This window comes from Streptomyces sp. NBC_01549 (assembly GCF_026339955.1).
In the GTDB taxonomy this organism is placed as follows: domain Bacteria; phylum Actinomycetota; class Actinomycetes; order Streptomycetales; family Streptomycetaceae; genus Streptomyces.
The window spans coordinates 153,867-166,058 of record NZ_JAPEPW010000004.1 but is presented as its reverse complement, the minus strand read 5'-3'; the positions used below and the strand labels follow the sequence as shown (position 1 = coordinate 166,058).

General features: G+C 71.4%; 7 protein-coding genes and 3 pseudogenes. 6 read left to right on the top strand and 4 right to left on the bottom strand.

The features are described 5' to 3' along the window. Positions 1–4: 4 nt before the first annotated feature. A complete protein-coding gene (locus tag OG819_RS51250; RefSeq protein ID WP_266656775.1) occupies positions 5–1,003 on the bottom strand; it encodes a helix-turn-helix domain-containing protein in 999 nt (332 codons plus the stop codon). A gap of 198 nt (positions 1,004–1,201) precedes the next feature. Further along, complete coding sequence (locus tag OG819_RS51245; protein ID WP_266656773.1) at positions 1,202–1,681, bottom strand: helix-turn-helix domain-containing protein; 480 nt, start codon at positions 1,679–1,681, stop codon at positions 1,202–1,204. Positions 1,682–1,740: 59 nt separating this feature from the next. On the opposite strand from OG819_RS51245, the gene OG819_RS51240 reads away from it, so the two are divergent. The 3 genes and pseudogenes from OG819_RS51240 to OG819_RS51230 all read left to right on the top strand — a co-directional run bounded on the left by OG819_RS51240 (position 1,741) and on the right by OG819_RS51230 (position 4,811). Then, a complete protein-coding gene (locus tag OG819_RS51240) occupies positions 1,741–3,204 on the top strand; it encodes an MFS transporter (RefSeq protein WP_266656771.1) in 1,464 nt (487 codons plus the stop codon). 52 nt (positions 3,205–3,256) lie between these two features. Beyond that, positions 3,257–4,492: pseudogene (locus OG819_RS51235) on the top strand (SMI1/KNR4 family protein); the annotation flags it as partial. 55 nt (positions 4,493–4,547) lie between these two features. After that, positions 4,548–4,811 carry a beta-propeller fold lactonase family protein gene (locus OG819_RS51230; protein ID WP_323139483.1) on the top strand — a complete coding sequence of 88 codons (264 nt, stop codon included), beginning with the start codon at positions 4,548–4,550 and terminating at the stop codon, positions 4,809–4,811. Positions 4,812–4,956: 145 nt separating this feature from the next. On the opposite strand, the gene OG819_RS51225 is transcribed toward OG819_RS51230, so the two are convergent. Next, entirely contained in the window at positions 4,957–5,280 is a 324-nt protein-coding gene (locus tag OG819_RS51225; RefSeq protein ID WP_266656769.1) for a hypothetical protein, read from the bottom strand. Between the two features lie 232 nt (positions 5,281–5,512). Here OG819_RS51225 and OG819_RS51220 point away from each other — a divergent pair, with 232 nt between their 5' ends. Beyond that, complete coding sequence (locus OG819_RS51220) at positions 5,513–6,733, top strand: metallophosphoesterase (protein ID WP_266656767.1); 1,221 nt, start codon at positions 5,513–5,515, stop codon at positions 6,731–6,733. A gap of 106 nt (positions 6,734–6,839) precedes the next feature. On the opposite strand, the pseudogene OG819_RS51215 reads toward OG819_RS51220, so the two are convergent. After that, positions 6,840–7,319, bottom strand: a pseudogene (locus tag OG819_RS51215) (ISAzo13 family transposase); the annotation flags it as partial. An 882-nt stretch (positions 7,320–8,201) separates the two neighbouring features. Between OG819_RS51215 and OG819_RS51210 the strand changes: the two are divergent. Then, positions 8,202–11,915, top strand: a complete 3,714-nt coding sequence (locus OG819_RS51210) for a S8 family serine peptidase (protein WP_266656765.1) — start codon at positions 8,202–8,204, stop codon at positions 11,913–11,915. A 92-nt stretch (positions 11,916–12,007) separates the two neighbouring features. Next, positions 12,008–12,169, top strand: a pseudogene (locus OG819_RS51205) (DUF488 domain-containing protein); the annotation flags it as partial. Positions 12,170–12,192: the final 23 nt, after the last annotated feature.

Below are 12,192 nucleotides of genomic sequence, written 5' to 3'. Positions count from 1 at the left end.
GTGCTCAGAGCCAGTCGCGGCGCGCCGCGTGCCAGCCCAGCTGCATACGGGTCGCGACGCCCGCCAGACTCATCAAGCCCTGGATGCGCCGCTGGACGGTGCGCTTGCTGACCCGCAGCTGTCCGGCTATCGCCTCGTCCGTCATACCGGCGACCATCAGGGAGAGCAGGTGCCGGTCCTCCCCGACCGGCGAGGCGGCATCCGTGGTGCCGGCGCCACCGATTTGGCCCTCCTCGGTCACCCGGAGCGGGGCACCGATCTCCCAGTGGTGTTCGAACAGGGCGATGAGCGCGTCCAGCAGGCTGCTCTCCCGCACCACCACGGCCCGCAGTTCCCGGGGGTTGCGGGACGTGCCCGAGGCGGCCAGCGGCAGGATGGCCACCGAGCGGTCGGCGATCGCCATCCGCAGCGGCAGCAGAGGCACCGCCCGGGCGACCTCTCCGGCGCACACGCCCTTGACGACGTAGTCCACCGAGTCGGGGTCGTCGAAGTACGCCTGTTCGTACAGGGCTCTGTAGAGCACGCCCCGGTCCAGCGCGTCGAACTCCTCCTGATTGCTCTCCGGTGACATGGCCACGTACTGGGCCTTCACGAACCACATCATCTCGCTGCCGGCGCCGTGCTGGAGCTGGCGCAGATGCTGGCGCAGTGCCGCCGCGCCAGTGATGATCTCGACGGCCTCGCCCGTGCTCCGGGCCCATGCGCTGCGGCGGTGTGTCTCCGCCAGTTCGTAGACGGCGGCCCGGGTCTGTTCCAGAACGTCGAAGTGACGTTGGAGCCGGGGCATGAGGGCCACCTGCGGCGGCACGGCCGTGAACCATTCGGGACTGTCCTCGACCGCCGACGCCAGGCCCTTGTGCTCCAGCGCGCGCAGCAGTAGCCGCGCGGTCACGACGTCGAGGGCCGAGCGGCCGGAGATGTCCTGAGCGGACGCCGTCCCGGTGGCGACCAGAAGACGGTACACCTCGCTCTCGTCGGCCGTCAGGCCCACCGTCTCCAGCATGTCGCCACCTTTCTCACCATCCGGGCCGCCTCCGCCCGGGTTTCCGCGGGGGGAACGCGGTCGTCCCGGCGAATGATTCCACCAGCCCCTGCGACCAGGCACCACGCGTGGTCGGCCTCCGCGTCCTGGCTGTAGAGGATGACGTGGGCGCCGTTGATCATGCCGGACCTTCGTTTCGCCGCGGTGGGGCCGTTCGGTCTACGGGGTCGTCACCGGGCCCGACTGGTCCCAGCCGGGCACGAGGTCGTCCCGGTGGACATCTTCCCCGTGGACCCGCTCGCCGCAGGTCTCGCACACCGTGTGGGTGACGAGGTCGTGATCCCGGTGCCGGATCCGGGCGGGCGGTGCGGTGACGACCCAGCGGTCGCCCCAGCCGATCAGCTCGCGGGTGATGGCCCCCAGATCGCGCCCGGCCTCCGTCAGGTAGTAGCCGCTGTAGCGGGCGTCGTCCGGCAGCGGGCGCCGTTCGAGGACGCCGCTCTCCACCAGCGCCTTCAGGCGCGCGGCGAGCCGGTCCGTGGGAGCGCCGGTGTTTCTGGCGATCTGCCGGAAGCGGTGGTTGCCGAGCATGACCTCGCGGATCGCCGGCAGGGCCCAGCGGTCACCGATGATCTGGAGGGCCGCGGCGAGGGAGCACGGGCGCCCCGCCATGTCCCGGGGGTCGATAGGCGTGGTCATCTTCCCAGTATCACCCGGCAGGGTTTGATTTTCAAACCACCCTGTGTTTGGGTTGCACCATGTCCACACTGCTTCGGTTTTCAAAGCACCCCCGGGCGGCCGCCGCAGTCGTCCTGGTGGCCGTCTTCATGACCAACCTGGATCTGCTGATCGTCAACGTCGCGCTGCCCGCCGTGGGAGAGGACTTCTCCGGAGGCGGCGGCGCAGCGGGCCTCGGATCGCTGTCCTGGGTCCTCAACGCCTACGCGATCACCTTCGCCGCGCTGCTGGTGGTGGCCGGGCGTGCCGGTGACCGCATAGGGCAGCGGCCGGTCTTCCTCGCCGGGATCGCCGTCTTCACGCTCGCGTCGCTGGGCTGTGCCCTGGCCCCGAACCTGGGAACCCTCATCGTGGCCCGGGTGGTGCAGGCCGTAGGGGCGTCGGCCCAGATCCCGACCTCCCTGGCCCTGCTGCTGGCGGCGGTGCCGGCCGAGCGCCGCACCCAGGCCACCCGCGGCTGGGCCGGGGTCGGCGGACTAGCCGCGGCCGCCGGGCCCGTCGCCGGTGGCCTGCTGACCGAGGTGGACTGGCGGTGGGTCTTCGCCGTCAACCTGCCCATTGGCATCGCGGCGTTCGTCGTCGGCCGATCCGCACTGCCGAAGCCGGCCGCGCGGGAGACCGGGCCGCTGCCCGACCTCTTCGGCGCCCTGCTGGTCATCGTCTCGATCGCGTCGCTGTCCGGGGCGCTGGTGCAGGCACCCGACCAGGGCTGGACGAGCGGCGAGACCGTACTGCTGCTGGCCGTCGGCGTGATCGGCGGCGCCGCGTTCGTGCTCCGGTCCCTGCGGCACCCCCGTCCGCTGTTCGAGCTGGACCTGCTGCGGCTGCCGCGCTTCGGTGCGGCGAACGCGGGCAGCCTCCTGTTCGGCGTGGCCTTCTCGATCATGCTGCTGTCGAACGTGCTGTGGTGTCAGGAAGTCTGGCACTGGAGTGCGCTGCGCACCGGTCTCGCCCTGGCTCCCGGCCCCGCGCTCGTGCCCGTCGTCACCGTGCTGACCACCCGCGCCGCGCAGCGCTTCGGGCAGGGACCGCTGATCGCGGCGGGCGGCGTGCTGTTCGCCGGTGGCATGGTCTGGTTCGCGATCTTCGCGTCGGTCACACCGGACTACGTGAATGAGCTGCTGCCCAGCCAGCTGCTGACCGGTGCGGGAGTGGGCCTGGCCCTGGGCACACTGGTGGCCGCCGGCGTGCACGCGGTACCGGGACACCGTGCGGCGACCGGGTCGGCGCTGGTCAACTCAGTGCGCCAGATCTCGGCCACGATCGGCGTCGCCGTCCTGGTCGCGGTCGTCGGCTCCCATGTCGACGCCACCTCGCACCACGACTTCCGGGTCGTCTGGTACACAGCCGCGGCGCTGAGCCTGGTGACCTCGGCGGTCGGGGCGCAGCTCAGCCGAGGGCGGGGCCAGGGCCCCGAGCAGGCGGGACCCGCCGCGCCGAAGGAAGCCGAGGCGACGGGGCGAGCTCTGCCGCAGACACCCTGACCGGCCGCTGCCCGGCGCGCGAGAGCTGTTCGCCGCCCGGGACGCCGTGGCGGCCGCAGGGCTGGGCGACCAGATACGCCGCCTGCTCGGACGGACCTACATGGTGTACTTCGACGACCTGGTGACGGACCCGCAGTGCGCGCCCGAGCTGCTGCCACCGCTGGTCGCCGAGCACGCGGCGCACTCGTACCGGGACGACTCCACGCTGACGTTCCATCTGCGGGGCGCCGACGACGACGTGGTGTCGCTCGCTTACGCGACGCTGGATCAGGTGAGGAATGGCACGTACCGGTACACGGCGGCCGGACCGTTCGGGGAGGGGGTCGAGCGGGCGCGGGAGCTGGCGCGGTGGGGAGACACCGACGGGGCATGGCGGGCGCTGGTAAATGCTCTGCCCCTGTGGGAGCCGCTGGGACCGGACCACCTGGCGCCGCTGGGGTGGGTGGCCGACCCGGTGCTCGGGCCGCTGCTGACCCCGGAGCGGGGCCGGGAGCTGCTGTCCACGCCGAGGGGCGGGCAGGCGGGTGAGGCACCGAGGCCGACGGCCGGGCTCGACCCGAGCGACCTGGCGTGGCTCGCGGAGCCGGACCCGGGCAACAACCGCACGTCCTACCGGTTCGTCCTGGTGGAGGGGGTGGAGCCGGAGGAGTTGCCCGGACGTCTCGCGGACGGGGACGGCACCGTGCTGAACGGACCCACGACCCTCTGGGAGGCGCGCCACAGATCGCCGCACAACCAGAGGGAGTTCTCGTCCTACGACGACAGGGCTCTCATGACGGTCGGCCGGACCGGCACCGGTTGGAGCTTCGCCTTCGACGGCGATCCCGCCCCGTTCGACCAGCGTCGGTTCGTCTCCCCGGCCGCGGCCGCCAGCGCGGGCACCCGTGCGGTGGTGGTGTGGAGCGGCCTGAGGACATGGCGCGGGGAACCGTTCTTCCACCTTTCGGTGGCGCAAGACGGTGCCGAGCAGTACGCATTCACGTACGTGGACAGGGAGATCCGGCAGAGCGGGGAGATACCGCGGGCGCTGGACCCGAGCCGGTTCTTCCGCGCCCTGGAGGACGGGGCCGAGGTGGAACGGTCGCTGTTGGAAGCGGTGGCCGGGGAGTTCGGTGCGTCTCTGCCGCGTCATGCCATCACGAACGGGCGGCTGCACACATTCACCACCCGTTCATGGACGCGGCCGCCGAGAGACGGCGAGACGTACGCGGTGATCCGCATGCACCGGGCAGCCGCGCGCCCGGCGGACGGCGAGCGGACGGGAGAGGACGGGCCGGGGAGCAGGTAGAGACCGGCCAGGCTGCGCACGTTCTCAATACGGTGAGAGTCGAGAGCACGTAGACCTGGGATGTCGGAGGACGATCACCGGCTACCGGATCGACCGCCCGACCGGGATGCTCTCCGTCATCGGCCACACCAGCCAGGGCGTGAGCGGTCCGGCCAACTTCGTCATCGACCCCAGTGGACGATGGCTCTACGTCAACAACAGCACAGCCGACAGCGTCGCCCAGTTCGCCGTCGGGCCGGAGACGGGCGAGCTGACGCCCGCCGGCCGGACGACTCCCGTCCCCGTCCCCCTGATGTTGGCGCTGCGCCACCAGGACTGAAACGGCAGTACCCGACGTCAGCTGCTCGGACCCGCGCAAACGAAAGCCACTTAGCCCTTGCCCTAACCAGCATGCCGGTGGTTCTCGGCCTCCCTCCGGGGTCCAGCCATGCTCTGGGCTACTGCGTCGGCCTGGGGCGTCAGGGTCAGCTGTCCGATGTGGGTTCGATGGCGCTCGCTTCGATCAGGAACGGCCGGTCGAACTGCCAGAAGATCTCCGTCACATCGCGTGCCTGGGTCTCGAACAGGCACGCGGTCCGCAGGGCGAGCTTGGGTACTGCGCTCACGCGCGTGCGGCCGTCGAGGGCCGCTGCGGCGGCGTACTGTCGGCCGGTCAGAGGCTTGGGAGAGGGCAGGTTCCACGCCCGTCCCCATGACGCCTCGCTGTCGGCCAGCACCACGAGTGCCCGCGCGAGATCCGGCAGGTAGTGCAGGGCGTGCGGTTGGTCGAGCTTGTCCGGCCAGAACATGCGCCTCCCGGCGACCGCCCGTGCGAACAGGGTGTTCCCGGGGACCGAGATCAGCCCCCCCGGGGGTCGGGGCCGTAGTAGTCGGCACCCCGGCCGCCGCAGCGGAGTCTTGCCGCCCGGCAAAGACCCCTTCGCTGCATGGGGCTGCCCACCATGAACACCCCGTCCGTCCGGCCCGAAGACGGCCGGATACAGTGCGCGACGGCAGCCCGGTTGCTTAAGGAGGGGAAGCGTGACCGACACCAGCGAAACCCGATCCGCCGACAGTGCAGCGCACGAGACCCAGCGGAGCCGACTGCACCGCCTGATGCGCTACCTCCCCCTGATCGCCCCCGTCCTGCTGTGGACCGTGCCCTGCTGGCTGCTGCTGCACGCCGGCCAGCACTGGCCGCTCCCCGTCACTCTGGCCGGCACCGCCCTGTTCGCCCTCGGCCTGATCGGCATGCCGCTCGCGATGGTGCGCGGCCACGGCCGACGGCAGCAGGACTGGGCGGCGATCGTCGGGGACACCCTGCTGGGCACCATCTGGGTCCTGTTCACCTGGTCCGTCGTGCTCGGCGTCCTGCTGCGGCTCGCCCTGACCGTGAGTGGCGTCGGCGACGGTCAGGACCGGGCCCGGATCGTCACTTGGGCGGTCCTCGGCGTATCCGCCGTGCTGCTCGCCTGGGGGTACGCCGAGGCCCGCCGGGTACCACGGGTACGCCGCCTCGACGTGCAACTTCCGCGCCTGGGGGCCGGGTTGGACGGCACGCGCGTCGTCCTCATCACCGACACCCACTACGGCCCGCTCGACCGCGCCCGCTGGTCGGCGCGGGTCTGCGAGACGGTGAACACTCTGCAGGCCGACCTGGTCTGCCACACCGGCGACATCGCGGACGGCACGGCCGAACGCCGCCGCGCCCAGGCCGCCCCACTCGGCACCGTGCAGGCCACCCGGGCCCGTGTGTACGTCACCGGCAACCACGAGTACTACAGCGAGGCCCAGGGCTGGGTCGACCTCATGGACGAGCTGGGCTGGGAGCCGCTGCGCAACCGCCATCTGCTGCTCGAACGCGGTGGCGACACCCTCGTGGTCGCCGGCGTGGACGACGTCACCGCCGAATCCTCCGGCCTCGCCGGCCACCGCGCCCACCTCGCCGGAGCCCTGCACGGCGCCGACCCCGACCACCCCGTCCTGCTCCTGGCCCACCAGCCCAAGTTCGTCGACAGGGCGGCAGCCGACGGCATCGACCTCCAACTCTCCGGCCACACCCACGGCGGCCAGATCTGGCCCTTCCACCACCTGGTCCGCATCGACCAGCCCGCCCTCGCCGGCCTCAGCCGCCACGGCACCCGCACCCTCCTCTACACCAGCCGCGGCACCGGCTTCTGGGGCCCGCCGTTCCGCGTCTTCGCCCCCAGCGAGATCACCCTGCTCGTGCTCCGCTCCCCGCAGCGGCCCCCCTCGCCGTAGCGCTGGGCGGGCCAGCAGTTCCGCCTGGAGATGCCGCCCCTCGGCAGCCTCGCTCCGCTCACGCGACGGAGATCGTGGCGGACGACCGGGTCTCGGAAGTGACCATGTGTTGGCTGCCTTCCAGGGTCTTGGCGTTGCTCTGCAGGCTGAAGCCCTCCTCGCGCAGAAGGTCGCCCACCGTGTCCGCGCAGATCCGGTGGCCCTGCCGGGTGAGCTGCTCGGCGAGCTTGCGGGTGGATTTGGTGGTCCAGCGCAGCGGCGACATGGGGTCTCCGCGGACGTCGGGCTCGACCAGCGTGAGAAGCGCCTTGCGGACGGCCGGATTCAGGTCGGCGACACGTTTGCGGCCTCCGCCGGGCCGACGGACCCGTCCCAACGGAGCCTCTCCGGAGTCGAGTTCCCGCACACCGACAGACACCGTGGCCTCACGGGCACCGGCGGCACGGGCGACTGCTCTGATCCCGCCGTGGCCGAGGGATTGGGCTTCCGCCCCTATCAGCAGGCGACGCTGCCGCTCGTCGAGGCGCGGCAGAATCGCCCCGAACTTGGCTGCCAGCACGGCCCGTTGCTCTTCCAACCCGCTCATGCCAGACCAACGAACCACCGAGCAGAAAGCCACGAGTTAAAGATCTGCACGCCCATAGAAGGCGCGTTGCGAGTAGAGCATCGTCCACAGGTTGAAAACTGCGCCGATTCCGCAACTGGGCGTCCCGGTAAGCGGACTTCGACACGGATTCGACAGATACCCGCTCCCTGCCCGGGTCGATGCCGTGTGGAATTGCGCGAACCCCCCGACCGTGCCGAGCCCGGCAACCAGACGGCGGCAACCGTGTGCGAACGTGAGGAGGCCGCCCGAGACCTCGAAGCCTGACGGCAAAGCGCGATGCCACGACCACATCGCCAAGATCGTGTTACGAGCTCTGGGACCGTCAACAAAGTGCGGGAAGATGCCCTCCGACCAGGCGAGGATCTCTCACTACTCGCCGACGAAAGGGCACGGTCAGCGTATGAGCGCGCAGCCGAGGGTCAGGAAGGCGTCGTGGACGTCGTCGCGGATATCCAGGGGATCCGCAGTTGACGCAACCAGTGCGGGTGGGCGAGGGCACGCGCTGAGTGACGGCGAGTGGGTACCGGCTGTGAGGCTGTCGGTCCCCCGCGGGAAGGCCCATCACCCATCGATGACGTGAGAGCGCGGGCCCGCCGCACCTGGCGTCCGCCCCGGCGGAGGGCATGCGCCAAGCCGCCGACCGGGATGCCCCACAGGCCCGTTGCTCCGTCCCTCGACACGCCGAATTCATGGGGCGGTCCGCCGCCGTCCCCCCGGACGCGCGGTGGCCGACGACCCCGTCTGCTCGCGGCGTAACTGTGCCATGGCACAAGAGCGACATGTGTGGCCCCTTGAACGACGGCGGGGGAGGCCGGAGGATCCAGTGATCTTTCGCTCTTCGTCGCGTCTCAGGAGTCTTCCTTGCCCAAGGTTTCCATCCCCCGGCCCGGGCCGATCGCCCTCGCCGTGGCGGCCGCGCTAACACTCGGCGTCATACCCGCGACTGCCGCTGTGTCCGCGTACTCCGCCGGTGAGGTGTCGCACAACGACGCCGGACACCAAACCCCCGGCGATGCCGGCACGCACACCGTCACCCTGATCACGGGTGACAAGGTCACCATCGGGACCGCCGCCGACGGCACCGTCGTGCGCTCCTTCCAGGCCGCGAGCGGAGCCACCACCGGCTTCCACCGCGCTGTCGTGGACGGCGCCACCTATGTCTACCCCGACGCCGCCCTGCCGTACGTGAGCGCCGGCAAACTCGACAAGCAGCTCTTCAACGTGACGCGGCTGATCACCGAGGGCTATGACGACGCGCACAGCTCCCGGCTGCCGCTGATCGTGCGCTACACCGGAGCCGCCGCCAAGGCCCGCACCCGGACGAAGATGGCCGGCTCGACCAACGTCCGCCGCCTGGACAGCATCCAGGGCGCGGCCCTCGCGCAGAACCACAAGCAGGCACCGGAGTTCTGGTCCTCGCTCACCGGGGGTTCCGGCGCGGCGGCCCGGTCGGCGAAGCCGTCCTTCGCGGGCGGCGTCGCCAACGTGTGGCTCGACGGCAAGGTGAAGGCCGACCTGGCCGACTCCACCGCCCAGATCGGCGCGCAGAAGGTATGGGCGGAGGGCGACACCGGCCAGGGCGTGAAGGTCGCGATGCTCGACAGCGGCGCGGACACCGAACACCCGGACATGGTCGGGCAGGTGTCCGACAGCGCCAGCTTCGTCCCCGGCGAGGACGACATCGCCGACTACAACGGCCACGGCACGCACGTCGCCTCGACCATCGTCGGCACGGGCAGTGCCTCCGACGGCAAGGAGCGGGGTGTCGCCTCCGGCGCCCGGCTGGCCGTCGGCAAGGTGCTCAACTCCGAGGGCAGCGGCCAGGAATCCTGGATCATCGCGGGCATGGAGTGGGCCGCCCGCGACCAGAAGGCCAGGATCATCAGCATGAGCCTGGGCGGCGGCGGTGACAAGACCGACCCGATGAGCCAGGCCGTCGACGAACTCAGCCACGACACGGGCGCGTTGTTCGTGATCGCGGCGGGCAACGGCGGCCCGCACTCCATCAGCAGCCCCGGTGCCGCAGACTCCGCGCTGACCGTCGGCGCCGTCGACTCCACCGACACGCTCGCCGACTTCTCCAGCCAGGGCCCGCGTGACGGCGACGGCGGGCTGAAGCCGGAGATCACCGCGCCCGGCGTCGACATCGTCGCGGCGCGCTCGCACTACAAGCGTGGCTCCGGCTACTACACCACGATGAGCGGCACGTCGATGGCGACGCCGCACGTCGCCGGTGCCGCCGCGCTCCTCGCCTCGGAGCACCCCGACTGGACGGGCACCCAGCTCAAGGAGGCGCTGGTCAGCAGCGCCAAGGCAACCCCGGCGTACACCCCGTACCAGGCGGGCGCCGGCCGACTCGACGCGCTGGCGGCCGTGCACACCACGGTCTTCGCCACCACGAGCGCCTACTCCGGCTTCCACACGTGGCCGCCGAAGCCGGGGCAGACCGACGTCCAGACGGTGACGTACACCAACGTCGGCGACGCACCGGCCAACCTCAACCTGGCGGTCAACGGCACCGTTCCGGCAGGGTTGTTCAGCCTCTCCGCCGACCACGTCACCGTGCCCGCCCACGGCACCGCCACGGTCACCCTGACGGCGGATCTGGACAAGCTGGGCGGCGACCAGTCGGTCAGCGCCATGATCATCGGTACGGACGGCAGCGGAGCGGTCCGCGCCCGGACCCTGATCGGCGCGGCCCGCGAGGGCCAGCGGCAGAATCTGACCGTGGTCGCCAAGGACCGTTCGGGCAAGCCGCTGGAGGGCCGGGTCGTCCTGACCGCCGAGCACCTCTTCACGGTGATGGACCTCGACGCGTCCGGCACCGGCACGGCGCGGCTGCCCGTCGGCAGCTACAGCGGCTGGCTCACCGGTGACGTGGAGGGCGCCGAAGGCCCGCGCTCGCGCGGCATGGTGCTGCTCGCCTTCAACGACGTGAAGCTGGACCAGGACCGCACCGTCACCCTGGACGGCCGCAAGGCACGCCGGATCCTGGCGCGCGTGCCGCAGCAGACCACCGCCGTCGCGCCGCGCCTGGACGCCCACCGGTCCTTCACCGACAGCCTGGTGGAGACGTCGATGCTGCCGGACCCGTCGTACGACAGCATCTGGGCGCTCCCGACCGGCAAGAAGGTCACCGACGGCGAGTTCGAGACCGGCGCCCGCTTCCGCCTCGAGCAGCCCGCGCTGACCGTGAGCACGAAGTCGACGACCTTCAACGACCCGCTGGTCAAGCGCGCGGCCACGCCGCTGCCCGCCGGTACCCGGAACCTGACGGCGGTCTTCGCCGGTGACGGCACGGCCGAGGAGCTCGCGCGGCAGAACGTGCGCGGCAAGGCCGTCGTGGTGCGCGGCGCCGGCACGGAAGGGATCAAGGCCCAGGCGGAGGCCGCCGCGGCCGCCGGCGCCCGGCTGCTGCTGGTCGTCAACGACGGCGTCGGCCGCCTGCAGCCCTGGGACGAGAACCCCTGGAGCCCGGAGAGCCCGGCCCCGGTGACGGTGGCGACGCTCAACGCCGACCAGGGCGCCGACCTGCTCGGCCAACTCCGGCACGGCGCGGTCTCGCTGAAGGTCACCTCGCACCCCACGACCGACTACGTCTACGACGTCGTGCACCACTGGACGGGCGCCGTTCCGGCGGACCCGACCTGGCGTGAGGAGTCCAAGGACCTCGGCCGGGTGAACGTCTCCTTCCGGAACTACCGGCAGGGCAAGGCGATGGAGTTCCGTCCGGACGTCTGGCGCGGCTGGGCCGTCGGCAACCAGCTCACCGCGCCCGCCCAGGGCGAGCGCACCGACTGGGTCACCGCCGGCACCACGTGGCTGGACGACGCCTTCATCCAGGGCGAGACCGGGCAGCACTCGATCGACCCGCTGAACTACCCGGCGCGCAAGACCGGCAAGGTCAGCTGGTTCGGCCCGATCCAGCGGCCCCGCATGGGCCCGGTCAACTACCAGCCGGTGCGCTACCTCGACACGATGTACATCACCGCGCCCGGCTGGGGTGACTCGGGCTCCGGTCACGTCGGCGAGGCCGGCGCGAACTTCGACGTCAAGGACTGGATGTCGCTCTACCAGGGCGACCAGCAGCTCGACTGGGGCAACGCCGAGTACCTGCAGGTTCCCGGCCTCGGCGCCGAGCGCCTGCCCTACCGGCTGGTCCTCGACAACGACCGCGGCACCTGGGCCAACCCGTACTCGACGCACACGCTGACCGAGTGGGACTTCACCTCCGCGGTCACCGGCAGCGATGCGGCGGTGTCCCTGCCGCTCATCCAGCTCGACTACGGCGTGGACACCGACAAGTCCGGCCGTGCCGACCGGCACGCTGGCCTGACGGTGACCGCCTCGCACCTGCCGGGCACCACCGCCACCATCGGGAAGCCGACCGTCGAGGTGTCGTACGACGACGGTGCGACCTGGCAGCGGACCGACCTGAGCCGGTGCGACGACGGATGGCGGACGAACCTGCGCGCGCCGCGGTCCGCCGACTTCGTCACCCTCCGGGTCGGCGCCCGGGACAGCGCGGGCAACACCGTCTCGCAGACGATCACCCGGGCCTTCGGCCTGCGCTGACGTCACACCCCGGGAGGTCACCTGGGACAGCACCGCGTGGGTGGGACCGCAGCCGGCGGCCCCGCCCACGCGGCGTTCCCAGTTGTCAGAGGATCTATGAGGACACCTCGTCGCGGAACGGCAAGCGAGTGCTCGTGGACCGCCTGTGGCCCCGCGGAATGAGCAAAGAACGGGCCCACCTGGACGAATGGCTCCGCGACGTGGCGCCGTCGGCGGACCTGCGCCACTGGCACCACCACGACCAGGAGCGCTTCGGGCACGCGCCCGCCGCCTCCTC